Origin of the sequence: Extibacter muris (assembly GCF_004345005.1) — a bacterium.
Taxonomy (GTDB): domain Bacteria; phylum Bacillota; class Clostridia; order Lachnospirales; family Lachnospiraceae; genus Extibacter; species Extibacter muris.
This window is the reverse complement of sequence record NZ_SMMX01000022.1, coordinates 14,071-38,294: the sequence shown is the minus strand read 5'-3', so window position 1 is coordinate 38,294 and position 24,224 is coordinate 14,071. Positions and strand designations below refer to the sequence as shown.

The 24,224-nt window shown below is 47.6% G+C and carries 24 protein-coding genes; 2 read left to right on the top strand and 22 right to left on the bottom strand.

The features are described 5' to 3' along the window. Nucleotides 1–63: 63 nt before the first annotated feature. A complete protein-coding gene (locus E1963_RS17345) occupies nucleotides 64–2,067 on the top strand; it encodes a DUF5107 domain-containing protein (RefSeq protein WP_132280747.1) in 2,004 nt (667 codons plus the stop codon). Here the strand turns inward: E1963_RS17345 and E1963_RS17340 are convergent. The 17 genes from E1963_RS17340 to E1963_RS17265 form a co-directional block, all read right to left on the bottom strand. Beyond that, nucleotides 2,039–2,383, bottom strand: a complete 345-nt coding sequence (locus tag E1963_RS17340) for a hypothetical protein (protein ID WP_201272060.1) — start codon at nucleotides 2,381–2,383, stop codon at nucleotides 2,039–2,041. The genes E1963_RS17345 and E1963_RS17340 overlap by 29 nt on opposite strands. Nucleotides 2,384–2,487: 104 nt before the next feature. Beyond that, nucleotides 2,488–3,249, bottom strand: a complete 762-nt coding sequence (locus E1963_RS17335) for an N-acetylmuramoyl-L-alanine amidase (protein WP_066580031.1) — start codon at nucleotides 3,247–3,249, stop codon at nucleotides 2,488–2,490. Nucleotides 3,250–3,419: 170 nt separating this feature from the next. Beyond that, the gene (gene surE, locus E1963_RS17330; RefSeq protein WP_132280744.1) at nucleotides 3,420–4,196 is read right to left on the bottom strand and encodes a 5'/3'-nucleotidase SurE; all 777 of its coding nucleotides are present in this window, start codon (nucleotides 4,194–4,196) and stop codon (nucleotides 3,420–3,422) included. A gap of 15 nt (nucleotides 4,197–4,211) precedes the next feature. Beyond that, nucleotides 4,212–4,772, bottom strand: a complete 561-nt coding sequence (locus tag E1963_RS17325) for a glycerol-3-phosphate responsive antiterminator (protein WP_132280741.1) — start codon at nucleotides 4,770–4,772, stop codon at nucleotides 4,212–4,214. A gap of 75 nt (nucleotides 4,773–4,847) precedes the next feature. Continuing rightward, nucleotides 4,848–5,864 carry an electron transfer flavoprotein subunit alpha/FixB family protein gene (locus tag E1963_RS17320; RefSeq protein WP_167482241.1) on the bottom strand — a complete coding sequence of 339 codons (1,017 nt, stop codon included), beginning with the start codon at nucleotides 5,862–5,864 and terminating at the stop codon, nucleotides 4,848–4,850. Further along, nucleotides 5,846–6,613 carry an electron transfer flavoprotein subunit beta/FixA family protein gene (locus tag E1963_RS17315; protein WP_167482240.1) on the bottom strand — a complete coding sequence of 256 codons (768 nt, stop codon included), beginning with the start codon at nucleotides 6,611–6,613 and terminating at the stop codon, nucleotides 5,846–5,848. Before E1963_RS17315 ends, E1963_RS17320 begins: the two co-directional genes overlap by 19 nt. Before the next feature lie 85 nt (nucleotides 6,614–6,698). Continuing rightward, nucleotides 6,699–7,589 carry a glycerol dehydrogenase gene (locus E1963_RS17310; protein WP_243117789.1) on the bottom strand — a complete coding sequence of 297 codons (891 nt, stop codon included), beginning with the start codon at nucleotides 7,587–7,589 and terminating at the stop codon, nucleotides 6,699–6,701. An 8-nt stretch (nucleotides 7,590–7,597) separates the two neighbouring features. Next, nucleotides 7,598–7,762 carry a hypothetical protein gene (locus tag E1963_RS19825; RefSeq protein ID WP_167482239.1) on the bottom strand — a complete coding sequence of 55 codons (165 nt, stop codon included), beginning with the start codon at nucleotides 7,760–7,762 and terminating at the stop codon, nucleotides 7,598–7,600. Nucleotides 7,763–7,780: 18 nt separating this feature from the next. After that, the gene (locus tag E1963_RS17305) at nucleotides 7,781–9,118 is read right to left on the bottom strand and encodes an FAD-binding oxidoreductase (RefSeq protein ID WP_167482238.1); all 1,338 of its coding nucleotides are present in this window, start codon (nucleotides 9,116–9,118) and stop codon (nucleotides 7,781–7,783) included. Nucleotides 9,119–9,129: 11 nt separating this feature from the next. Next, complete coding sequence (locus E1963_RS17300) at nucleotides 9,130–9,987, bottom strand: FAD-binding protein (protein WP_132280726.1); 858 nt, start codon at nucleotides 9,985–9,987, stop codon at nucleotides 9,130–9,132. Between the two features lie 18 nt (nucleotides 9,988–10,005). Then, entirely contained in the window at nucleotides 10,006–10,797 is a 792-nt protein-coding gene (locus tag E1963_RS17295; protein ID WP_132280723.1) for an electron transfer flavoprotein subunit beta/FixA family protein, read from the bottom strand. Continuing rightward, the gene (locus E1963_RS17290; RefSeq protein WP_132280720.1) at nucleotides 10,797–12,242 is read right to left on the bottom strand and encodes an FAD-binding oxidoreductase; all 1,446 of its coding nucleotides are present in this window, start codon (nucleotides 12,240–12,242) and stop codon (nucleotides 10,797–10,799) included. Before E1963_RS17290 ends, E1963_RS17295 begins: the two co-directional genes overlap by 1 nt. Before the next feature lie 37 nt (nucleotides 12,243–12,279). Next, nucleotides 12,280–13,713 (bottom strand): FGGY-family carbohydrate kinase, encoded by a 1,434-nt coding sequence (locus E1963_RS17285; protein ID WP_132280717.1) that lies wholly within the window; start codon nucleotides 13,711–13,713, stop codon nucleotides 12,280–12,282. After that, a complete protein-coding gene (locus E1963_RS17280) occupies nucleotides 13,714–14,994 on the bottom strand; it encodes an MFS transporter (protein WP_132280714.1) in 1,281 nt (426 codons plus the stop codon). 28 nt (nucleotides 14,995–15,022) lie between these two features. Beyond that, nucleotides 15,023–15,781 (bottom strand): SDR family NAD(P)-dependent oxidoreductase, encoded by a 759-nt coding sequence (locus tag E1963_RS17275; protein ID WP_243117788.1) that lies wholly within the window; start codon nucleotides 15,779–15,781, stop codon nucleotides 15,023–15,025. A gap of 383 nt (nucleotides 15,782–16,164) precedes the next feature. Beyond that, nucleotides 16,165–16,392 carry a type II toxin-antitoxin system MqsA family antitoxin gene (locus E1963_RS17270; protein ID WP_132280711.1) on the bottom strand — a complete coding sequence of 76 codons (228 nt, stop codon included), beginning with the start codon at nucleotides 16,390–16,392 and terminating at the stop codon, nucleotides 16,165–16,167. A 1-nt stretch (nucleotide 16,393) separates the two neighbouring features. Continuing rightward, on the bottom strand, nucleotides 16,394–16,711 hold the full coding sequence (locus E1963_RS17265; protein WP_132280708.1) for a DUF4258 domain-containing protein: 318 nt from the start codon (nucleotides 16,709–16,711) through the stop codon (nucleotides 16,394–16,396). 310 nt (nucleotides 16,712–17,021) lie between these two features. Here E1963_RS17265 and E1963_RS17260 point away from each other — a divergent pair, with 310 nt between their 5' ends. Beyond that, nucleotides 17,022–18,590 carry a BCCT family transporter gene (locus tag E1963_RS17260; RefSeq protein WP_167482237.1) on the top strand — a complete coding sequence of 523 codons (1,569 nt, stop codon included), beginning with the start codon at nucleotides 17,022–17,024 and terminating at the stop codon, nucleotides 18,588–18,590. A 137-nt stretch (nucleotides 18,591–18,727) separates the two neighbouring features. On the opposite strand, the gene E1963_RS17255 is transcribed toward E1963_RS17260, so the two are convergent. The 5 genes from E1963_RS17255 to E1963_RS17235 form a co-directional block, all read right to left on the bottom strand. After that, nucleotides 18,728–19,135 carry a DUF6434 domain-containing protein gene (locus E1963_RS17255; RefSeq protein ID WP_330570881.1) on the bottom strand — a complete coding sequence of 136 codons (408 nt, stop codon included), beginning with the start codon at nucleotides 19,133–19,135 and terminating at the stop codon, nucleotides 18,728–18,730. Between the two features lie 198 nt (nucleotides 19,136–19,333). Further along, nucleotides 19,334–20,827 (bottom strand): FGGY-family carbohydrate kinase, encoded by a 1,494-nt coding sequence (locus E1963_RS17250; RefSeq protein WP_132280702.1) that lies wholly within the window; start codon nucleotides 20,825–20,827, stop codon nucleotides 19,334–19,336. A gap of 11 nt (nucleotides 20,828–20,838) precedes the next feature. Beyond that, on the bottom strand, nucleotides 20,839–21,714 hold the full coding sequence (locus E1963_RS17245) for a class II fructose-bisphosphate aldolase (protein WP_132280699.1): 876 nt from the start codon (nucleotides 21,712–21,714) through the stop codon (nucleotides 20,839–20,841). 37 nt (nucleotides 21,715–21,751) lie between these two features. Continuing rightward, nucleotides 21,752–22,726 carry an ABC transporter permease gene (locus E1963_RS17240; protein ID WP_132280696.1) on the bottom strand — a complete coding sequence of 325 codons (975 nt, stop codon included), beginning with the start codon at nucleotides 22,724–22,726 and terminating at the stop codon, nucleotides 21,752–21,754. Beyond that, complete coding sequence (locus tag E1963_RS17235; RefSeq protein WP_414655377.1) at nucleotides 22,710–24,218, bottom strand: sugar ABC transporter ATP-binding protein; 1,509 nt, start codon at nucleotides 24,216–24,218, stop codon at nucleotides 22,710–22,712. Before E1963_RS17235 ends, E1963_RS17240 begins: the two co-directional genes overlap by 17 nt. Nucleotides 24,219–24,224 lie beyond the last annotated feature (6 nt).

The following is a 24,224-nucleotide window of genomic DNA, read 5'->3' as shown; positions in this document are numbered from 1 at the left end:
GATACGATTACGTGGGTAAAATGAATAGAAACGGCTTCTGCCGTTAAGAAGGAGAATATAACCATGTCTATAGCAAGAGGTATTCTTAAGATAAATGGAATAAGACCGGAAGGCTGCAACCCGCTTCCTCTGTTCAGGGACCGCCGGAAACATAAATCCCCTAAAAGCAATGGGACGATGCTTCCGGAGGAGCTGGAACATTTCGGGTATGAATCAGCTTTCCGCGTTCTTCCCTACAAGATGCAGGACCGGTATACGAGGGTGAAGGCTGATCTGTCGCTTTCTACTATCGTATTGGAGAACGAACATCTGCGCGCTGAATTTCTACCTGAATTTGGGGGCCGCCTCTATTCCCTGCAGGAGAAACCGTCCGGCCGGGAGCTGCTCTTTCGCAATCCTGTCATGCAGCCGGCCAATCTCGCAATCCGGGATGCCTGGTTTTCTGGAGGAATCGAATGGAATATTGCGCAGCTGGGGCACACGTTTTCTACCTGTGATGACGTGTTTTTTGCCAGTGTCGGAACCGGCAGCTTCCGTGACGGCAAAGAGGAAGAATTTCTCCGCATGTACGACTATGAGAGGACGAGAGGACTTGTCTGGCAGATTGATTTCCATCTGCCACAGGGGGCTCGCAGCCTCACCGCCCATGTCACCATTCTAAATGACCAGGATCACAGCGTACCTATGTACTGGTGGACGAACATTGCCGTACCTGAGAAGGCGGGCAGCCGTGTGTTTTCCGGCACGGAAGACGTCCTGTACATAGAACCCCAGTCTCAGGCAGAAGGTTCAGAACACTGCTTCGGACGCGGACGGCTTCCCCATCTTCCCGTACTGTCCGGAAAGGATGCCTCCTATTCCCTGTGCTTTGACTTCTCCAGCGAATACTTTTTCCAGAATCCCATGTCCGACCCGGCGCCATGGGAGGCTGTCTCTTACACGGACGGTTCGGTATTCTGTGAACGCTCCACACAGCCGCTTCGCATCCGCAAGATGTTCTGCTGGGGCAGCCATAGCGGCGGACGCAACTGGTGCGACTACTTGTCTGTTCCGGGGCAGGGCGACTATATCGAGATCCAGGCCGGGCTTGCGCCGACACAGCTGCACGGCATGGATATGGACGCCAGGAGCCGCATGGAGTTCACCCAGATATTCGGTACCGCGGCCGTACAGCCGGGAGAGGGGAACCTGGACTCCTACAGCCAGGCGCGATCACTCGTGCATCAGGCTGTGGAGCGGTCTATCCCCGCATCGGAAGTCGCCCGGGCGGACGCCCGCTGCCGAAGTCTTGCTCCCCTTCCCTGTAAGACGGTGCTGCACTGCGGACACGGGTGGGGCGCGCTGGAGGACAGACGACGGCGCCTGGAGCATAAGGCTCCTCTGCCGTCCTGCCTGTCCTTCCCGGAAGAAAGCCTAGGTAAAGAGCAGGAGCAATGGCTCAGTCTGATGGAAGGCCGCACGCTGCCTGAAACAGACGGCGTTCATCTTCCTGCTTCGTGGATGACGGACGTCAATTATATACCGTATCTTGAACGTTGCCTGTCCACCCATCCGGACAGCATTACCGGGCGGCTTCTCCTCGGCGTATGCCTGTACGAAAACGGCAGCTACGGCGATGCCGTCTCCTTATGGGAAGAATGCCTGCTCCAGAAGCCCCTCCCAATCCTGCACCGCAATCTTGCCTACGCGGCGAATCAGGAAGGTAACCTCAGGAAGGCGGTCCGGCACATGGAGCAGATTCCCTTCGATACGTATCTGGATGCTGACCGCGCCTACCTTCAGGAATACTTCCAGCTCCTCTCCAAAGACGGACAGTGGGACACGATAGACAGCCTGTACCGCAGGCTGCCCGTACATCTGAAGGAGGATGAGCGTATATACCTGCTCGAATGCGAAGCCGCCCTCCACTTGGAAGATTGGGTCTTCCTCGAAAAAGCCTTCCAAAAAGAATACGCTTCCATCCGGGAAGGAGAGACGAAGATAACCGATATCTGGTTCGCATACGCCAGAGCACATCACATCGATTCCAGCAAGCTTCCTAAAAATCTGGACTTAAGAATGTTCTGACGAATAGGGACAGGGCAAAATGAATTGGGGACGGAGGTTTTTTAAAAAACCTCCGTCCCCAATTCATTTTGCCCTGTCCCCGGTTACTCATCAGAAATATTATGCCGCCGAACAGCCCGAAGATTATTCCGACATAAATCGCGGCGCACATGATGCTTGTCGCATACACCCACACTGATGCGCCTGACGCTATACAGAAGACCATGCCTGTTATGAGGGCCTCCGCGGACCAGCATATAATATTGACCGCAAGAAATACACCTGTCGCGAAGTCGTTTTGAAATACTCTATTTATCAGTTCCCACAATCTTTTCATCACAATACCTCCTCACTAAATTCGTTCTCATCTCTTTGCTGTCTTTATTATAATTTAGTATTGTTAAGGGAACCCGTGGACTGGTGATAAATCTACGTTAAATATCAGCTGATGATCAAGGTCTGATAGCCGTCCATCTTCAGTCTTCTTTCCATTTCGACCGCATCGCTTAAATTGTCATATCCTCCTACCTGGACGCTTAAGTACGGGCCCGAATCATCGATAAATGCGGGGTAATCCTGCTCCAGCAGCTCATTGCGCAGCCGTTCCGCATAGTTCCAGTTCCTGAACAGGCCGACTTGTACTCTGTAATAGTTCTCCTGGATGACCCCCGCTGAGTTGAGGGCGTCAAGAAAGCCTGACGCGATTGCCTGCGCGATGGCATCAAAATTATTGTCAAAGAGCATATTATCCGTATCGGAATTGATAAATCCGGCCTCCACCAGTACCGCCGGCATCTTTGTTCTTCTCAGCACGACCAAGTTCGGTCTTGCCTTCACGCCTAGATTTACAAATCCCACCGCCTCCAGCTGGTCATTGATGTCCTGGGCCACCTGGTATTTGAGCCCTGACAAGTCATATACAAGACTTTCCACCCCTGATACCTGATTATCCGTCGGGAAAGAATTCCTGTGGATGGACAAGAAGAAATCTACCCCCGCATTATTCGCTTTCGTCGCTTTCTCAAATGGTGTCTCATATACATCTGTCGTCCTCGTGTAGGACACATCTATTCCATTGTCCTGCAATATCTCACCCACTGCCAGGGCGAGACGTAACGTATCGTCCTTTTCCTGTCTGCCGTTGTAGACAGCGCCTGGATCACGGCCGCCGTGGCCCGCATCCACCATGACTGAATATGGCATAAAAAAATCCCCTTACATCCTTTTATTCCTATAATATGCAGTGAGTACGTTTTTAGTCACACACCAGCCAGACCCCATCCCCTCACCGTCTCCGTGCATCTCCTATGGAATTGTCATGGTATGTAAAAAGGCTTTTTTTAATTTCCCTGGCATTTATTTTCTCCTGATGTTCAAAAATTCTTCACCGTCAAATCGTGTGCCATGGGTGTCACTGAGACAATTTTCTTAATACACACCGCATAAATATCATCGTCCTTCCCAAGGCTTTCTTCTGTACAGCCTATTGCCGTGGGAATTTCATATGGTCTGAACATATCTTTTATCAGCGGTTTTGAAAAGGTGAAATACCCCTGTCTGCTCTGCCTGGTATAGCAATAAGATTCCGGTTCCGGCACCGGCTCCGGTATGTTAATGTTCAGCATGGAGGCTCCATATCCCATTCCTTCACACAGACTTTTTTCTGTCCAGTATCTCACTATCTTTTTCACCCTGTCCCATTCTCTTACCGGATACTCCGTGCTTCTCTGGATACCTATATCAGCGGTGACAGAAAGTGCAATACCCGGCACCCCATGGGTGTCTGCTTCCAGAACCGCGCCCACCGTCCCGCTACATGTCAGGTTTGTTCCCAGATTCTCTCCATAATTGACGCCGCTGATGCATATATCCGGTTTCCTCCGGGATAATTCTAAAATGCCGTGGGCCGCTGCATATGCCGGTAATCCATATACCTTATATCCGGTAACTTCTTTTCCGTTCAGCATTAATTTAACCCGCTCGATTTTCCCCAATTCATCTGTCCTGGGAAATGCTCTTCCCATGGATGTCTGCTGACATGCCGGCGCTGCAATCACAAGTTCTCCCAATTCCATTACCGCCTCCGCGGCCGCCTTAAGGCCAGGTGAATGTATCCCGTCATCATTGGACACTAAAATCAGTGGTTTCATACACTTCTCCCTTATCTATAACTCCCATACGTCATGGTTCGTGCTGCAGATTGCAATCGCCCCTGCATTCAGATTATCAATCACTATCTTCTTATCACACACCAGCCCTGCCGAAATAACAGGCTTTTTGTGCTCCTCCACAGCCCACTCTACAACTTTTGTCCAGCCAGGCACTACATTTATAAAATCAGCCTTACTAATTTCCAATTGTTTTCCGATACTCCGGTAGGAAGATGAATCCAGTATAAAAAATCTGTGTACTGTGTAAAAACCCTGTTCTTTCGCATACCTGAGCATGGAAGCTTTCGAACTTATAATTCCATCTGCCACAGTATTCTGCTTCATAAACTTAATTACAGAATTCCTTCCTGCAAAGCCATCCACCATATCAATATTCACAAAAACTGTCTTTCCTCCGTCTTTTAGACGCTTCACAATGTTACCAATATCTGCAATCTCCCCAAACAAGGTAAACGCAATCTTTGTCTCATTCTCCAATACAAGTTCCACATCTTCATCACAGATAACCCCCGGTATAACCGGGTTGTCTTCAAACAACTCAATCATTCTCTTCATGGCTAAAGCCTCTTCTTTCCCAGCACGGCTTAAAAAGGAATACGCATCCCGCACTGAAGCTATTTGACACTTATCTTAAGCTTGTACCTGGTATCTGTCAATGGGTTTCATTTCCAGTCCTTTCCTAAGTCTCTGAATAAAAAGATGTAGATCCAGCAAAATCCCCTCATCTGCCAATGCCATGACAGGTGCATCCGGATCCGTATTAATTGCAATCAGATGTTTTACCTTATGGATTCCTGCCTGGAATTGAACACTCCCGGATACTCCCACTGTAATCATAAGTTCCGCATTTGAAACATTACCTGAAAGCCCCACCTGCCGTTCCACTGTAAACCATCCCCGTTCCACCAGTTTCCTGGAACATGCGATGGTTCCTCCCATAGAGCCTGCAAAACATTCCAACACCTCAATATCTTCCCGCTCTGTAATACCCTCTCCTGCAACAACAAGCAGTTTCTCTTCCGTAATATTGACAGTATTTACCCTCCTGACAGGTTCCTGTTTAAGAATCTCGTAACCTTTTTGTGTTAATCCTCCTTGTATTGTTTCTATCTTCTCGACAACCGGCTTTGATATGCCATCCAGGTTTCTTTTTGGAATTTCCATAACCCCCGGGCGTACGGTTGCCATCTGAGGTCTTGTACACGTCTGGATATAGGCAAGCTTTTTTTCTTCAAAAGCAGGACGCACCTGCACAAGTGCACCTTCTCTGTCGATGTGAAGTTCTGTGCAGTCGGCGGTCAGTCCGGTCCTGAGCCGGGCTGCTATACAGGGCGCAAGATTTCTCCCGTGGCGGGTTGCACCGATAAGTACTATATCCGGTTTTATCCTGCGGCACAAATCTGCCGCCACGTCTGCTACCATATTTACATCAAGGCACGCTTCTTTTCCTTCATAGACAAACAGCTTTTCAACCGGATACCCGCTTAGCAGTCCGACCGTCTTTTCTGCAGTCTCTCCAAAGCATGCGGCATAAACCCGAAAGCCTGTCTCCTTTGAAAGCTTCTCTGCTTTTCCCAGAAGCTCCAGACTGACTGGCTCCACGCGCTCTCCTTTTCTCTGAATATATACTAAGATGTTTTTATCCATGCATTCTTGCGCTCCTCTATCAACGATACTGTCTCTTCTGCTGAAAGTCTGAGTAGTTTTACTTTCTTTTCCTGGCTGTTTGTGATAATCTTCACTACTTTGGTGGCGGAGCCTGCCTGTCCTGTCTTTGCCCGGTCTGCCCCGATACTTTCTGCATCCCACACCTGTATCTCTTTTTTTCTGCTCTGCAGCCGCTGTACCAGCGTGGGCACCCGGAACGTGCATGCAGACGGTTCTACAGACATAAGAACCGGAAGCTGCGCCTTTATGGTGATTATTTGGTCATCTGTCAATATCTTTGTTTTTATGAACGTTCCATGGGCTTCTAAAGCCGCGCATACTCCGGGCACGTACATGACATGGAGATCGGCCGCCAGTTCTCCTCCCACCTGTGCCGTATCTCCGTCTGTTGTTTTCAGGCCACAGACAACGACGTCATAGGGACCTGCCTTTCTGAGCGCACAAGATAACGTATAGGCAGTTGCCAGCACATCGGCTCCTGCAAATGCACGGTCGTTTAAAAGAAATGCCCGGTCCGCGCCGTAGGCCAGCGACTCTTTCAGTGTCTCTGCTGCATGCTTCGGTCCCATTGTAAATACATCGATACTTCCTCCTGCCTGTTCTTTTATATGAAGCGCTGTCTCAAGTGCTGCATAGTCATACATATTCATGCTGCTTTTCATCTCAGACCGAACAAGGCTGCCGTCTTCGTCACTTACGGTAATCTTATCTGACGGAACTTGTTTCACACATACTGCAATCCTAAGCATCACAATTCCTTTCTGGTGTTTCATCATTTTTATCTTATCTAAAAAACACATCCGCCTCGAGGGGCTATGTATCAAGGGATGCCCTTCCGGCATACATTTTTCCCAGCTCATCCGCGCACTTGACAATGTCCGCCACAATTCGGGCATTTGTATAAAATGGCTCCCTCTGCCATTCGGTCCGGTCCGGGTCGCCTGCTATCTTTTCGTACGTCTCTTCATTTGTTTCGATTCCCATATCCTTGAGTGTTACTGGCAATCCCACGCTGAGATTAAACTGTATGACCTCTTCGATTTCTTTTACTGGCGCGTGCTCTGCAAGGAGCTGGCAGATGACACCGAACGCCACCTTTTCCCCGTGAAGTGCGTTGTCGCCTCCCGGTAACGAAGACAGGCCGTTGCAGATGCAGTGGGCCGCGGCACAGCCTACATTCTCAAATCCAAGGCCGCTCATCAGCGTGTTGGCCTCAATCACCGCTTCGAGAGGTTCTGTTACAATCCCGTTCTCATTAGCCAGTTTTGCCAGCCGGCCATTTTGCATGATTGTTCTCAGGCACTCTTCAGCGATAATTTCTGCTGTTCTCGTCCTCCGGTAGCTCCCGCTCTCCTGGCAGATATAGTTGTTGCTGTCCATCGCCATCGTTGTCCGGGCTTCGAATGCCGTGGCCAATGCATCTCCCATGCCGGACACGAGGAAGCGGACAGGAGCTTTTGCTATGACAGAGCTGTCTATGAGTACCATGTCCGGATTTTTGGAAAAATAATAAACATCTTCATGTTCATGTCTGTCATTATAGATGATTGCCATTGCAATCGTAGGCGCATCGGTAGAAGCGCTCGTAGGTATGGCAATCAAAGGAACTTCCAGCTCTGAAGTGACACATTTGGCCGTATCAATCGCTTTGCCGCCACCAATTCCTACTATAGCTTCCGCTTGAAACGCACGTGCTTTTGAAATGGCCTCTTCTATACGCTCTTTTGTAATTTCAGTATGGTAACAGAATACTCATCAATGACAGCAAAGATTCTTTTTCCGTATTTCTTCGTATGCACTGCAAGCCTCATTAATTCACCCGGCCCTTGTATGTATCTTCCCGGGGACCCCCACGCCCTTGTCGTTGTATTGACCATACTATTACCTCCACTCATTTAAACCATATTTCCCGGATTGAGTATCCCCTCTGGGTCCCATTTTTGTTTTCTCCGGACAGCTTCTTTTACAATCACTTCGGGGGCGTTTCTTTGAAACATCTCTTTTTTCAGTTTCCCGACCCCGTGTTCTCCAAAGACTTCTGCGCTGTCTTCATATGCCTTGTGTACCCATTCTTCCATTATGCGTGTTCCTTCTTTATATTGGGCGCTGTCTTTTGCCATAAGGTTCACGTATGGCCCGCCCTCGCCAAAGTGTCCGAATATACAGTGAGGGATGTTGCTTTTATCCAGACGGCTCTGGTACTCGTCAAGAAGCGTCTCCCTGTCGGTAAGGCTTCTCGTTGTATCCAGTGATAATTTGCACACTTCCGGATATTGGCCATTTACCTTTCCTACTTCCATATTCACACACTCCGATGCGGCGTGACGGTATGCACGGAGGCGTTCGACCTCTTCTTCTGTGCACATGGCCCAGGCGTCCTCCGGGTCTCCTCCTGCTTCTATACATGCTTCGAGAAGGCCTGCTGCCTCTTCTTCAGCTTCCTCCTCTGATTCACCAGCCGTCTCTACATAGATGAGTACCTGAATCTGTTCTCCTATGTCCGGGAGAGACGAGATGGCAGACATGTTTTTCTTATATGTTTCGATTAGTCTGATTGTATGTTTGTCCATATATTCGACAGCCGTAATATGCTGCCTTTCTTCTATCCGTTCGGCAAATCTTACCGCCGTACGGTCGTCTGTGAACCGGAACAGGATTCCCCATATGTGCTGCGGTTTTTTTATCAGACGGATTTTAAAGGATAGAAACAGGACAAGCATTCCTTCCGAGCCGAATATTTCCCCGAATTCCGGCATATCCCAGGTGACTTCTATGATGTCTCCTTTTGCCGTGCAGACCTGGCATTGTTCCACATAATCTTTGAATCCCCCGTAACATCGGGTATGTATCCCCTTTGCCCCGCTTGCCGCAATTCCTCCAAGAGTGGCGGTTTTCTCTGTCGGAAGCACCGGAAAAAAGCAGGCGTCTTTCGTTTCTCTGGACGCCATCTGTTCCAGCTTTTCACCGGTCACACCTGCTTCGGCGTATGCATACCATCCTTTCTCATCCTCCTGTATATATATCCTGTTAAGCTTTTCTGTCTTAAGGGCCAGCCCCTTTACAGGTACCCCGCTTCCGGTAATTCCGGTGAGGGCTCCCTGTATGGTGATTGCTTCTTTCTGTATGCTTTTTTCTTTTACATATGCGATGAGTTCTTCCTTTGTTTCGGGAATGAAAAGAGCGTCTGCACTCCCTCTGTATTTTGATTCATCCTGAAAATATATTCTTTCCATGACATCTCCTCTTACAATATGAGTGAAAGCCTCTCCCATATATTCTTATAGTCATCTATGACGGCCAGGTCGGACATCTGGACGATCGGCGCGTGCTCGTCTGTATTCACGGATGCAATCCATCCACTGTTTTCTATTCCTGCGTAGAAAGCGGCAGAGCCTGACACTCCTATCGTAATGCAGACCTTCGGCGAATAGATATGTCCGGACACGCCGATGATTTCATCTATGAGCGCCCACCCATTCATAGCCACTGGTCTTGTGACGCCGAACATATAACCTTTGTCCTCTGCCAGCTCTTTTAGCTTTTGCACATCTTCTTTCGTGCGGACTCCCTTGCCCACTGCCAGAAGGACATCTGACTCCTTCTGCTTTGTTCCTGCCTCTATAAGTACCTTCTCATCTGTAGCTTTCACAGGGCGCGGGAGAACTCTTTCTGTCGGAAGCATCTCTGTACATGCAGGATATCCTCTGTCTTTCCATCCTGTAAGTCCTGCCGCAAAGGGTAGTTCGATTGGGAATGAGGCTTCCATGTTTGACTGGTATACTGACTTATGGAAAAGAGGGACATCCTTTTCCCACGTGATGTCACATATCCCCAAAAGACATCTGCATCCGCCAAGTGCGGCGTAGCGCCCGGCTACCTCATCTGTACGGTTTCCGTGGGCCACCAGAATCCCTTCATACTTTCCGCCGCGGTTGATTTCTATGAGGTCTTCCGCGATTTCCAACGGTTCAGCTCCCTTGTAGGAAAGTGCGTCTATACATCCTGTTTCTTCCGGTACCGATGCCGATACAAGCTCCCATTGTTTTTTCTGCTTTCTATAATCTTCCGAATCTTCTGCAGAGATGATAAACAGCCATCTCATACGGCAAGCCCCCTTTCTTTACATGCTCCTTCGCTCTTTAATCCATCTGCCCAGCTCTTCTGCAGCTTTCTGGCCTGTTGCCTTCATTCTTTCACCTTTTCTTTCTCTGTTGATATAGGCCATGCCAGAGGGGTTTTCGCCGCTGTAAGTTTTCAGAATTTCAGCTCCTGTAATATCCACATTTTTCTTGCCGTACTGCATACGGTCTTTTAAAGTGGGGACTCTCAGCTTGCTGATTACCGCATTTCCTATGACTAGTACGGCAGGGGATTGTGCCGTCTGTCCGTATAGGCTGCCCCCCGCTTCTGTGACGGCCCAGAGTCTTCCGTCCTCTAAAAGATGCAGATCCACTACATTGGAAATCAACGGTATTCCAAGGGTTGCTGCCGTAAAATATGAGGTCAGCCCGTTGTTTCCCGGAGCGGCCTGCCGGCCCATAATTATATAATCCTGAGGATTTTCCTTTGCATATGCTGCTATCTCCTGTGCAATCCCTTCCGGCATAAACCGTATGTCCCGGCCTTCGTTATCTATTCGGACTGTCCTGTCATACTTAAGCGCGTTCAATGTCTTCAGGTAGAGTTCTGCCTGCTCTCCTGCAACAGTCAGCGCTGTTTTTTCAAGATGCAGATTAAGACCTTCTGCCTCGTCACAAAGTCTTAATCCAAATTCCAGCCCGCTTTCGTCGAAGCAGTTCCACATGGTACGGACAAAGGATGTGTCTACCTGCATCCTTTCATCCACCGTGTAATCCTCCGCCGCCATCTGGTCAAGATCCGGTATCACCTTAAAGCATACGAGAAGTTTCATTATTTCTTATATGGCAGAATGGTTCCGATATTCATGACTCCGTTGGGGTCAAAAGCTGCTTTTAATTTTTTTACAATATAGAGTGCTGAACCGTGCTCTTTGTCAATCCAGTGTACTCTGTGCTTTCCTACTCCGTGGTGGTGGCACATGGAGCCGCCGGCCTTGATCGTCTCTTCACAGATGATTTTCTTAATTGGAAGGTGATATTTTTTAATCTCGTCTTCCGGCGCACAGTCTACCACATTATACCAATATACAAAGTAGAGGTTGATGCCGTTGGAATAGCAGTGTGAGGCGTGTGCCCCAAATACCGTGATGTCCGGTATTTCATTTACTACCCGCTCTTTACAGATGCGGTAGATCTCCTCAACCGCGCTCCAGTTTGCGGAAATCTCTGTGGTACAACATACGTTCTTCGTCTCGAGAACTTCTTTTCGTTCTTCTTCGATACGTGCCGCATCCCAGTTCAGATTTGCGAACCACGTCTCAATCAGCTTATGGTCGACTTCTGTACACTCGGAATACTTTGATACAATCTCCCGGATGCCTTCTGCATTTGCTTTGGATACTTTTTCCGGGCCTTCTGTCACGAAGAGAATCACGCATTTTCCCGGTGCAAAGTGGGAGAAATGCTCTTTTCCGTCCTCTGCGTCGTAGAGTCTTGCCACAGACGGTTTGTAACCTTCTGTCATTACGTCGCGCATAATGCGGATGCCTGTTATCATGTCATCCAATGTATATCCCTGGCATACATGGTATTCCGGGAAGTATTTATATAGTTTTACCGTTACTTCTGTAATAAAGCAGAGCGCCCCTTCGTTTCCTAGCACTACATGGCGGATATCCGGTCCTGCAGCTCTTCTTGGCACAGCTTTGATGTTGGTGATGGTTCCGTCTGGAAATACTGCTTCCACCCCTGCCAGCATGTCTTCGATTCCGCCGTACATCGTGGAAAACTGTCCGATACTTCTTGTTGCAACCAATCCTCCCATCTGCGCCAACGGCTTTGACTGCGGGGAATGCCCGGTTGTATAGCCAAGTTCTCTCACCTGGTTTTCCAAATCTTCAAGCACAACACCACATTCACAAGTTGCCTGCATATTGTAGGTGTCAATATTGATAATCTTCTTCATCTGAGAACCATCCAGCACGATAGAATTCTCAACAATTGTCTCAAGGCCGCCTTCCGTGGCAGAATGTCCTGTGCGGGGAACAACGTTTATCCCGTTGGCATTGGCAAATCTTAACACCTCGGACACCTGTTTTTTGTCCTGTACAAATACAACTGCCGCCGGAAGCGGGTTGGTAAATACCTTATTATATCCTTCATATTTTCTGAATCTGTCATAAGAGCTTTCCTGCAGTACTTCCGTGTCTGTCACCACTGCGTCTGCCCCGCATATTTTCACTAACTCTTCTACAATTTCTTCTCTTAATAAACTCATGGTTTTTACCTCTTTCTTCTTATTATTAATCGGCTGTCTAGCCAAACAGCTCATATATCTTTTTATTTACCGGGTCTGAGTATTCTTTTATATCGCGGTAAATATTGTTGATTATCTTGTCATATGTTTCGGTGTGTTTAAGCTCCGGCTTGAAACTGTCTCGTATCCTTACCATCTTGTCAATGGCTGTCTCGTAATCCGGGTAAGCCCCGGTTCCCACGGCCACGTTGATAGCCGCCCCAAGCCCTGCCGCGTTATTGATGACATTGCGGACGCTTGGTATGCCGAATACATCTGCAAATATCTGCATAAACAGTGGGCTGTTGGAGCCGCCTCCTGATACGATCACCTGTTTTGGTCTGATGCACTGTTCTTCGCACATGGCGTCCACGCTCATCTTCATGGTCATTGCAATGGCTTCCAGTATGGAGCGGTACATGTGCGCTCTTTTATGGCGGCCGTCAAATCCGATAAACATCGCCTTTCGGTAGGGCAGATGATTAGGCGCCAGAAATTCGCCTACTGTTATCAGTCCCTCGCTTCCGGGAGCGATAAGCCTTGCTTCTTTTTCCAGAAGCTCTTCCACACTGATACCCAGACTTTCCGCTTTTTCTTCCATTGCCTCGCCAAGCAGCTCTTTGAACCAGGATACACTCCACATCCCCCGTCTGATTCCTGTACTTGTCTCATAGAGATATTCGCGGGGAATGGCGGACAGATTGGACCAGTATTCTACGGCTGTGTCTGTATATACTTTTCCGCGCATCATCCCGCCGATGTAGGTGCCAAGGGATACGAGTACAGAACCGTCATCCCGGATACCCGCTCCGAGTCCTTCCGCCGCTTTATCATTGGCTGTGGCGATTACCGGGCAGCCTTCAGGGAGAAGTGTTGCTTCACTGGCCTCTTTTGTCACGTATCCGAGGATATCACCGGGCATCACCAAATCGAACAGGTTCTTCCTTGTGATGTTATATTCTTCATAGTCTTCCGGATTGTCGCTCCACTTCCATTCCTTTTTGTCAAAGGGGCCGTAGACTCCTTCATAGTTAGCTGCCGTATCTTTGAATTCTCCGGTCATCCGGACAGTCAGATAGCCGGTTGTCGTGGAGAGATAGGCCATGTCTGCGACATCATTCTGGTAGGGCTTTGCCAGGCGTTTGTCCATCCAGTTGATGACTGGATATGCCAGCGTTCCGTCTTTTTTGAGATAGGTCCTGCAACAGCGGATACTGCCAAGGCCGATTCCCAATATCTCTTCCCTGCTTCCTTCAAATTTTTGCATCAGTCCCCGGCATGCAGTTACAAGAGAGTCCCACAAATCATCATCCAGATGTTCTGCTGTATCTGCGTCCGGCACATACAGGGGGCGGAGCATTACCTTTTCTTCACAGTCAAGGGCGCCGTCCAGGCTGTAGATTCCGACCTTCGTGCTCTGGGTCCCTCCGTCGATTCCGATTACGTATTTCATCTACGCATTTCCTCCTTCGGTTTCATTTGCCATCTCTTTTTGGTTTGCCTCAATCTGCGCTTTGTTCTTTTTTATATAGCGAAGAAGTATTCCTACGAGCACAAGGCAGACAACGATTGTTATGAGCATATAGATGAATATGTAACGGTATCCTTGTGCCCCTTCATACGTATCCAGCCAGTGTCCACACAACGTTGCATTGAATGCATCCGGCAGGAATCCGATGAACATGGCAAAGCCTGCCACAGCGCCATAGATTTTCTTCGGTGTTCCAATCTCTCCGATGATTGCATAGTACATTCCTCTCATGCCGTAGATGGCGAAGGAGCTTACTACCATAATCACGACTGTGATAACCGTATATTCTACTCCTACCGGAATTCCAAGCAATGCCAGGAGTGATACGATGAACATGATATCAAAGATGCCGATTAACAGTGTACACCTTCCGCCCATCTTTTCTGAGATGAACCCGCTCAGCGGCGCGGCAACCAGACGGATTACGTCTTTTCTTAAGATTCCCACATATCCTGCCGCCACTGCGGACATGCCCAATATGTTCTGTCCGTATGCCTGCATGTATGAAGAGGAGGAGTATGCGGCGTAAATCGTGAAGATTACCCCTGCCACAAGCCAGGCGGACGGTGTCTTGAGTGCTGTCACCATGTCTTTCATCACAGATGTGTCGCTGGATGTACCCTGGCCTGTATTGTCTGCCATGAATAAGAAGCTTATGACTCCACAGATGATAGACAGGATGGCCAGTGCCAGGATGACGGCCCGGATACCTCCCATACGTTCAAATACCTGCATCAGACCGAGCCACATTACGAGGACGAATACCCCTCTGACCCCTTCAAACAGGCCGAATATTTTGCCCTGTCCTTCTTTTTCTTCCAGTAGTGACACTGCCTTTGTCATGGCCGGCCAGAACATGCCGATATTGGTAATTGCCCATAAGCCGTGGATAATCATTGTCGAAGAAAATGAAGGCATGGTGGACAGCCAGATTCCGAGTATTCCACATCCGGTTGCAGACGCTGCAAATAATTTCCTGTGAGATATCCGGTCGGCGATCCATCCGCCGGGTATGTAGAGTATGGCGGCCAACGCACCAAACAGGCTCATGGACATGCCGAACTGTGTGTTACTCTGGCCCAGCGCTTCTCTCAGCGGCTCATACAGCGCCCACCTGAGGTATGGAAGCTCTGTGATAATTCCACAGGTCATACAGATAATCATAAATGTAACCCACTTGTTTCTCTTTTTTCCTTTTTCCAATGTCTTTCACCTTTCCCTTTCCTTTGTACTATCTCATTAAGAATCCGCCGTCTACCGTGAGTACATGTCCGTTTACATAGTCGGATGCACTGCTGGATAAGAATACGCATGCCCCCATCAGATCATATAGATCTCCCCAGCGGTTGGCCGGGATATGAGCCAGGATTTCTGCATTTCTTTTTGCGTCGCTTCTTGTCTTTTCTGTAAGCTTCGTAGCAAAATATCCCGGTGCTATGGTATTTACCTGGATGTTGAACTGTGCAAGTTCATCGCACATTGCTTTTGCAAGTCCTGCGATTCCATGTTTTGTCGCGGCGTAGGCCGGTGACCACTGTCCTCCGAGGAAGGTATAGAGGGAACCAATGTTGATGATTTTTCCGCTCTTCTGGGGTATCATGTATTTACATGCTTCGTGTGTCATCTCAAAAGCTGCCGTCAGGTTTACAGCCACCATTTTGTCCCATTCTTTTCTTGTATATTTTGTCACATCTTCTACATTGATACTTAAGCCTGCACAGTTTATGAGGATGTCTATGCTGCCCCATGTGTTCACACATTCATCGATCACTCTTTTACATTCTCCGTCTGCCGTAATGTCAGCCTTGACAAACCGGTACTCTTTGCCGCATCCTTCGATTAATTCCTTTGTCTCCCCGTCGTCATCTACAATGCTGACTGCCATTACATTGGCGCCGCCTTTTGCAAGAGCTGTGGAGAACGCCTGCCCAAGACCTGAGTTTCCTCCTGTCACCACCGCATTTTTCCCTTCCAGTGAAAATAATCCCATGTGAAAATCGTTAATTTGATGCATCATCTCTTCCTCCATTCGTTTTTTATGTGTATCGTAAAGCAGCCTTCCTCTGCACATTGTGTGCATCTCCCGGAGGGTTTTATAGTATAGGGAACGAAGTTTTCTATACGATAAAAAAAGACGAAACAAGCATACTTTAAAAGTATACTGGTTCGTCTTTCTGCGCTTCTAACGATACGGTTATTTGATTTGCGCTTATCGTATCATGCTCATCTTTGACTGTCAATCTGCATTTTCAATTCTGGCCTTTTCGACAATCTTACCCTTGCTTTTTTGTGCATCTTTTACATACACGTTTTTATGCATTCTGTATTGACATTGCTTGTATTGTCTGTGATGGCATTCATCATTTTCATACACTAGGCCGCCTGAGTAAAATCTACAACAGCAATCTCTGTCAAAGCAGCCTTAAGTCTTTCAACAATAACTTCAATTTTTTGAACTGTAACACCATTTAGATAAACTTCACCACACTGGGTACATTTCGTACAAGGTACATTCTTAATAATAATATAGCAGTTGTTGTAATCAGTCATATATGTTGTAGTAGATTCTTCTAAATCACCTTTACATAAAAAACAGTTCATGTCAATTCTCCTTTCTTACTTTTAAATCTTCACTCCACTTGTTGTTGTCCGGATAATATGCCGTAACTACCCAAAGCAGTGTTTGATTACTTCCAACCACTACATGCAGGGATTTGCCACTCACAGAAATTCCCAGTATCAAACAACTAGGGTAAGGATAATCAGTTGGATACTGTTCGATAATCTCTCCATTTATAATGCAGTTTATTACATCTTTAATTAAAATACCCCGCTGCTCTAGCCGCTTAGCTGCATGCATTGTTATTTCTATATTTTCAGGCATACATATTTTACGCAAAACATTGATGTCTAATTCCAAGTAGCTTCACCTTCCTTTTTATTTATAGTACCACAAATGCAATTGTTCATCTACTGCCATATAAAAATTACTGACATTCATATCTTTATCATTCATTCGTACCACATAGACAAATACCCTTGAAACTTTTGCAGCTTCATATTTTTATGCATTTTGTATTGACATATTCCATTTCATCTGATAATATTTGTAATAATTTAACATTGAAGCGCCAGTTGAAAAGAAGAAAGACGCCACAAGCCTTACAAAGGTTTGGAGGTGTTTTTTTGTTATTTTCAAACATTTTACCAAAGAAAGGATGTCAATTATTATGAAAAATTCGAAAGAGCGCAGCAGAATCAGAAAAATCGCTTTCTGGCCTGCCTTTCTTCTCCTGTTTGGCTCTCTTGTGTACAGCATTGTAGACCGGGACGGATTTTATGCTATGGCAGATGCCGCTAATACCTGGGTTCTGAATCATTTTGGCTGGACATACAGTCTTACGAGTTTTCTCTGCCTTGTAGCTGTGGCCGTTGCCTATTTTTCTCCTCTTGGCAATGTTATCTTAGGCGGAAAAGACGCCAAACCGATACTTTCCAAGAAGAACTGGGCTACTATCACGCTCTGTACCGCTATGGCCGCGGGCGCTCTGTTCTGGGGAATTGCTGAGCCTGTCTACCATATGTCTTCACCCCCGGCCGGATTGGAACCAAATACGTGGGAATCTGCAAAGTTTGCCATGGAGACTATGGTCCTGCACTGGTCCATACATCCTTATTCCCTTTATACCCTACCGGTCATCGCCTTTGCCTTTGCATTTTTTAATATGAAAAAGCCTTTTTCTGTCGCTTCCCAGCTCAGCATCATAACAGATAAACTGCATATAAAGACAGTGGGGGACAGTAAGTTTCCACAGATACTGGATACCATCCTTCTGTTTGCCATGGGGCTTGGCATTCTTGGCGTCATATGCACCGGCACTTTGAACATGGGCGGAGCGCTCCAGGAGCTAAGCAAAATGGAAAGCAAATCCACCGCATGGCTTATTATCCTTGCCATTGTAACGGTCTGCTTTATCATCTCTTCTGTCTCCGGTATACAAAAAGGAATCAAGCTTCTTTCTAACATAAATGTCGTCATCTATCTTGTTATACTGGCCGTGCTGTTTATCCTCGGGCCTTCCATGTTTATGATTGACGGTACTGCGGAAGCTGTCGGTGGCACGTTCTCACAGCTTTCCTCCAAGCTTCTGACTACCGGGGCATATGCGTCCGACCCGTGGGCCAAGAGCTGGACCGTCTTTTATGCCGGCAGCTGGGCAAGCTGGGCGCCTATATCCGCCTGTTTCCTTGCACGTCTCGGAGTAGGATATAAGATTAAGGATTTAATTAAGATTAACTTTGGGATACCGATTCTGTTCAATATTGTGTGGTGCGGTGTTTTTTCCAATCTTGCAATCAACTATCAGCTTACCGGAAAGCTTGATTTGATTCATATTCTGGAGACAAAGGGGGCAGAAGGAGTAATCTATTCCATTTTCCGGGATATGCCCGGCTCCACCTTCATCATACTGCTGTTTTTTGCAGCTCTGATGTTTTCCATGATTACGGCAATGGACTCTACCACGAATTCCATCGCTGCTTTATCTACTTCTGGCATCTCGCCAAAAGAGCAGGAAGCGCCGGTATTTTTAAAAGTAATGTGGGGTGTAATGTTTGCCGTACTGTCCTACATCATGTTGACCATTTCCGGGATTGACGGGATTAAGCTTGTGTCCAATCTGGGTGGGCTTCCTAATATATTCATTCTGCTGGGCGGGGTCTTCTGTGTGTTTGTTATATCTTCTAATGTAACGAAATATAATCTTGTGGATAAAGTGAATCAGAAAAAGGAAGAGTAAGCCAATCCTGACCACCCGTCAAACGTAGCATCATAGACTTAAGAAAAAAGGTTTTTCCTACATGAATAAGCCATATAAAAAATGCAGTATGACGATAATCAGGTCATACTGCATCGACTAATTCTTAAATACCCTTATTAGCGGCTCAGTGCCGTAAGATCCGACTTTTCATATCGGTTATGCCCCTTTATCCCCTTTTTATAATTCCAGCATGTGATGGCTTCCTCCAGGGATTTTCCTTTATTGTCTTCAAAAAAATCCCGTATATAGGTATTGTACTCGAACTGTCTGTCAATGACCGTCTTCCCCTGCTTCTTCTCTTTTACAATCCTATGATAGGCATCTATGGCATCTCCATATGATTTGCCCGCATTGCTCTTCAGCCATTTCTGAAATGCAACATGAAACGAGAACCCTTTGCCAATTCTTTCTTTAAAAAATGCCCGGTGCCTCTCCGTACATACAAAATCAGGCTCTATTATCGAATCTTCGGTCATAACTTTCGTATTCGCCGCAGCCTTTCTCGTCGTCCTCGCCGCCTGCACCCTATCCCGTCATAGAGCTGCTTTCCTTCATTCGCCTCACAATCTCCCCTCAAGTCCAGATCAAGCGCCCCCAATGATATCTATCTTCTTTACATCTCACTGCGCCAGTCGGTTTATACTATTGTACCAAGCTGATGTCGCTACGGCTAGTCCTAGTTATGAATTTCCCTCTGTTTTTTCATTATGAATACCCCCGTTCTAAGACAGTCTTTCATTAATATCTCTTAACCTTCCATACATCTGCCGGTACAGTTCATAACGTTCCTCATATATTCTTACCGCCTCTGCTTCCGGCTCCACCACAGTTCCTGGCCGTACCATCTGGCCTGCCGCATCCTTAAGAGAACGATAAAGGCCGAGCACCACCGCTCCAAGAACAGCGCCACCTAAAGCACCGGTATCTGCACACGCCGAACAATACAGCTCTCTTCCCAGGATACTGGATCTGATTTGCATCCAAAGAGATGATTTGCTTCCGCCGCCGCTGACAACAACCTTATTGACGGGAATACCGGCATGGCGGATGCTGTCAAGAATGACCCTGCACTCGAATGCGGTCCCTTCGAGTATTGCCTTGTAGATTTCTTCCCTGCCTGTGGCCATCGTAATCCCGATTACTGCCGCCTTCGCCTTTTCATCCATGTGCCCCGCCGTTGCTCCGGCAAAATGCGGCACTACAAGCAGATTAGACGGATGCTGGCCCTGCTGTCCGTTCAGGCCGGCAAGAATTTGATCCTTTGGTTCCTCAGACCCTCCGAAAAAATTGTCAAGAAACCAGTTTACACCTGCCCCGGCTGCATTATGCCATGCGACGGTATTATATAGATGCGGCCGGACAAAGGGTTCACAGGAGATGAGATTCTCCCGGATACTTTTGCTGTCTATTCTGCTGCCGAGCACCGTTGTTATCCCTTCTGTCGTTCCGACAGTATTCGAGCAGATTCCCGGCTTTACCGCACCTGCACCGATAGCATTAAATATGTGGTCGTGGCTTCCCACCAGAACCGGTATATCATAAAAGATGCCAAGCTCCTCTTTTATCTCCTTCCTGACAGATCCGGCTACCGTTCCGCCTGGAACCGGATGGGACAGAAGGTCCTTACTGATCTGTACCGCATTAAGGATTTCATCTGACCACTGTTTTTTTCTTATATCAAATGCCATCGTCCTTGATGCCATGGAATAGTCTATGACGGCCTCCCCCGTCAGGACAAAGCCTATATAATCAGTAAAGCACATATATTTCCATACTCTCCTGTGTATTTCCGGATAGTGCGCCCGGATATAAAGCATCTTGTTCAAAGAATATATGTAGCTTAGGTTCAGCCCTGTTATCTCTGTGAGCTTTTCCTCTCCTAAGCGGCAGGCCACTTCTTTAAGCTCTTCACTCCCCCTGGAATCAGATCCAATGATACTATTCATCAAAGCGCATCCGTCAGCACCTACCGGAACGACTGCCTCCCCCAGGGAGGCAACCGTAATCAGCCTGATCTTCTCTGCCGGGGATGTATGCAGCACCTCCGCCACGGCCCGAAGCGTCTCTTCCTTCACCTGAACAGGAGAAAGTTCCCGTTTCCTCTCTTCTAATCCATATGTCCGCAGCGGCCGGTAGACCCTGGCGCACATATTTCCTCTTTCATCTATAATGGTTGCCTTAATGCCGGATGTTCCGATATCAATTCCTAAAAACATGACCGCTCCTCTTATGTATGCGATGCATTTTTAAATGCGTTCAATACCTCCACCGTTCTCTCGTATATAATCTCCATCGCCTGATTGGCCAGATTGCAGAAGTTTACCGGATTTTTCGATTCCTGTATCGTCTTCATAAGGTATGGAGCAGGCGCCGTATCAATGGCGGTAAAATAATTGATTTTTTTGATCCCTGCCGATATAGCTGCCTGAATCTGGTCAAAAGGGGTCCCTGAACCACCGTGCATGCCGAGATGCACATCCCCAGCCAGGCTCTTAATCTTTTTAATCCGTTCTATATCCAGATTCGGCTCCCCTGCATATACGCCATGGACAGTTCCAAAGGATGTCGTCAGCACATCACAGCCCGACCTCTCACAGAATACCTCCGCCTCCTTCGGGTCGGTAAAATATACACTTAAATCTGACAAGTCGCTCGTCTCCTGTCCGTGTACATCACTTGGCATGTTATTAGGCATGGCGCCAAGCTCTGCTTCCACTCCTATTCCTAGAGGCTTCACGATATCTACGAACCGCCTGACCTCCTCGATATTTTTCTCCAGCGGAAACCTGGAACAGTCATACATAATTGAAGTGCAGCCAAGCCTTACCGCTTTCATACAGTGGTCGAAATCAAAACCATGATCCACATGGACAGAGATTGCCGCTGTTGACTTCCTTGCATAATCCAGCATCAACGGTACCGCGATCTCTATTGGGACAACGCTTTCCTCTGTCTGCGCGTGGTTAATCGTCACCGGCATTCCTGTATCCTCTGCAGCCTCGATTACAGCCCTTAATGATATCTGATTGGGGGTATTAATCGATGCGATTGCAAAATTATTTCTCTCCGCCTCCTGTAACATTTCCTGTAAACTTACTAACATTGTTTCTTCCTCCTTATGTGTTCTCGTTTTCAGCTGCTTATCTTTGCTTTCTCTGCTTTACCATGTCCATGGAAACTGCCGCCAGTACCACAAGGCCCTGTACGATCAATTGCCAGAATGAATTGACATTCATCAGGTTCAGCCCATTTTTAAGGACTCCTATGATCAGGACACCAATCATGGCACTTACCACACTGCCGGAACCGCCCATCAGGCTGACTCCTCCGAGAGCGCTGGCCGCCACGGCATCCATCTCCCAGCCGACTGCGACAGCGGGCTGTCCTGAATACATCCTGGCCGCCATGACAATCCCAGCCCATGCCGCCAGAAAGCCAGACAGCGTATGTACGGTAAACTGCACGACCTTGATATTGATTCCAGAAAACCTGGCTGCTTCCATATTTCCGCCCACGGCATACACATATCTCCCCATCCTCGTTTTATTCAGGAACAGCCATATCAAGATAACCCATACTACCGCATAGATGACCGGGAGCGGAATAATGCCAAGCCTCCCTGTCCCCAGGTTGGTAAATGCTTTCTCTGTGCATCGGATGGGTTCCGCATTTGTCATCAGGTAAGCAATCCCTCTGGCAATATTGAGCATGGCCATCGTCGCGATGAATGCCGGTACTCTTACCATGGACACGAAGAAGCCATTGAATGCACCACATGCGGCTCCCGCGAGAAGTCCCAGCATGATTGCGGCAGGTATGGGCACATGATAGTGGGCAATCATACCTGCGGCGACCGTCCCCCCCAGTGCGAACACCGAACCTACGGATATATCAATGCCGCCTATGATGATACACATCATTACCCCTAATGTCAGAAAGACATTATTGGTCATCTGACGGAGCAGGCTCATCAGGTTGCTCTGCGTCAAAAAGGAATCGGACATGAATGTCAAAAACAGACATAATATGACAAGACCGCTGATTATTGCAACATTATCCTTAAGAAACGACTTGTTTCCCGCTGTCACTCTTCTTTCTCTATTTTCTGCCTTCATCAGTTCTTCCCTCCAATGCGTATGATAATATTCTCTCCTGTGAAAATTCTTCCCTGCTGACAGTCCCCGTGAGCCTGCCTTCACTCATCACGCAGATCCTGTCACTCATCCCCATTACTTCCGGCATCTCAGACGAAACCATAATGATGGACATCCCTTTCTTCGTCAGCTCATTCATAATGGAGTATATCTCAGCCTTCGCGCCCACATCGATTCCCCTTGTAGGTTCATCCAGAATGAGCACATCCGGCTTAACCGCCAGCCATTTCGTAATGACGATCTTCTGCTGGTTGCCCCCGCTTAAGTTGCCTGCCCTCTGGCTGTAGGACGGTGTCTTGATTCCCAGCAGCTTCTGATACGTATCCAGCATGCCTTTTTCTTTTTTCCTGTTTACCCGTATCCCCTTGATAAACTCCTTCAGGACTGTAATCGTCATATTAAAGCCGACCGTATTTTCCAGTATCAGCCCCTGGAGCTTTCTATCCTCCGGTACAAGCGCAATTCCGGCTTTCATCGCAGACAGAGGGTCATTGATATTCACCCGTTTCCCTTTTACATAGATGTTGCCGTCCTGTAACCTTGTGATACCAAAGAGAGCCTGCATCAGCTCCGTTCTTCCTGCACCGACCAGCCCTGCAAATCCCAGTATCTCTCCTTTATGTAGTTCAAAATTTATATCATGAAGTGTTCCTTCCTGCTCAAGATGCTCTGCCTTCAAGACTACTTCGCCCTTCTCAAATGAATCCCGTATATAATAGTTGTCCAGCGTTCTGCCTACCATGAGGGAAATCAGTTCTTCCCTGTCCGTATCTTTTGTGACTACAGTTTTTATCAGCTCCCCGTCCCGCATAATCGTGATGCGGTCCGTTATCTCAAATAATTCTTCCAGCTTGTGGGAAATAAATATGATTGCAGTACCCTTTTTTCTGAGGTTTCTCACAATCTCGAACAACATCCGTATCTCATTGTCAGAAAGAGAAGATGTAGGCTCATCCATCACGATAATCTTTGACCGCTGTCTTACAGCTTTTACAATTTCTACAATCTGCTGCTGGGCAACGCTAAGGTTAGAAACCTTTGCACCCGCATCGATGTCCACTCCCATCTCTTCCAGCGCCTGCTGTGCATGTTTTCTTGATTTTTTACGGTCAATGTAGCCATATTTATCAGGGGCCTCATCCAAAAACATATTATCTGCGACCGTCATCTGGGGGACGAGTAAAAGCTCCTGATGGATAATGCTGATTCCATGCTCTTTTGCATCCCTGACCGAGTTCATCGCCACCTTGTGCCCGTCAATATAGATGTCTCCCTCCTCAGGGAGGTAGATTCCACCAAGGACTTTTATCAGTGTGGATTTGCCGGCACCGTTTTCGCCGAGCAGAGCATGGACTTCTCCTTCTCTGACCTCCAGACCTACGTTCTTCAATGCATATACACCGGGAAACTTCTTATGGATATTAATCATCTGCAACGCTAATTCACTCAACAACGCTCA

What these genes read in the sequence shown, in the direction of transcription:
- E1963_RS17345 (WP_132280747.1), top strand. Translation starts at nt 64, where the DNA reads ATGTCTATAGCAAGAGGTATTCTTAAGATAAATGGAATAAGACCGGAA.
- E1963_RS17340 (WP_201272060.1), bottom strand. Translation starts at nt 2,383, where the DNA reads ATGAAAAGATTGTGGGAACTGATAAATAGAGTATTTCAAAACGACTTC.
- E1963_RS17335 (WP_066580031.1), bottom strand. Translation starts at nt 3,249, where the DNA reads ATGCCATATTCAGTCATGGTGGATGCGGGCCACGGCGGCCGTGATCCA.
- surE (WP_132280744.1), bottom strand. Translation starts at nt 4,196, where the DNA reads ATGAAACCACTGATTTTAGTGTCCAATGATGACGGGATACATTCACCT.
- E1963_RS17325 (WP_132280741.1), bottom strand. Translation starts at nt 4,772, where the DNA reads ATGAAGAGAATGATTGAGTTGTTTGAAGACAACCCGGTTATACCGGGG.
- E1963_RS17320 (WP_167482241.1), bottom strand. Translation starts at nt 5,864, where the DNA reads ATGGATAAAAACATCTTAGTATATATTCAGAGAAAAGGAGAGCGCGTG.
- E1963_RS19825 (WP_167482239.1), bottom strand. Translation starts at nt 7,762, where the DNA reads ATGGTCAATACAACGACAAGGGCGTGGGGGTCCCCGGGAAGATACATA.
- E1963_RS17305 (WP_167482238.1), bottom strand. Translation starts at nt 9,118, where the DNA reads ATGGAAAGAATATATTTTCAGGATGAATCAAAATACAGAGGGAGTGCA.
- E1963_RS17300 (WP_132280726.1), bottom strand. Translation starts at nt 9,987, where the DNA reads ATGAGATGGCTGTTTATCATCTCTGCAGAAGATTCGGAAGATTATAGA.
- E1963_RS17295 (WP_132280723.1), bottom strand. Translation starts at nt 10,797, where the DNA reads ATGAAACTTCTCGTATGCTTTAAGGTGATACCGGATCTTGACCAGATG.
- E1963_RS17290 (WP_132280720.1), bottom strand. Translation starts at nt 12,242, where the DNA reads ATGAGTTTATTAAGAGAAGAAATTGTAGAAGAGTTAGTGAAAATATGC.
- E1963_RS17285 (WP_132280717.1), bottom strand. Translation starts at nt 13,713, where the DNA reads ATGAAATACGTAATCGGAATCGACGGAGGGACCCAGAGCACGAAGGTC.
- E1963_RS17275 (WP_243117788.1), bottom strand. Translation starts at nt 15,781, where the DNA reads ATGGGATTATTTTCACTGGAAGGGAAAAATGCGGTGGTGACAGGAGGA.
- E1963_RS17270 (WP_132280711.1), bottom strand. Translation starts at nt 16,392, where the DNA reads ATGAACTGTTTTTTATGTAAAGGTGATTTAGAAGAATCTACTACAACA.
- E1963_RS17260 (WP_167482237.1), top strand. Translation starts at nt 17,022, where the DNA reads ATGAAAAATTCGAAAGAGCGCAGCAGAATCAGAAAAATCGCTTTCTGG.
- E1963_RS17250 (WP_132280702.1), bottom strand. Translation starts at nt 20,827, where the DNA reads ATGTTTTTAGGAATTGATATCGGAACATCCGGCATTAAGGCAACCATT.
- E1963_RS17245 (WP_132280699.1), bottom strand. Translation starts at nt 21,714, where the DNA reads ATGTTAGTAAGTTTACAGGAAATGTTACAGGAGGCGGAGAGAAATAAT.
- E1963_RS17240 (WP_132280696.1), bottom strand. Translation starts at nt 22,726, where the DNA reads ATGAAGGCAGAAAATAGAGAAAGAAGAGTGACAGCGGGAAACAAGTCG.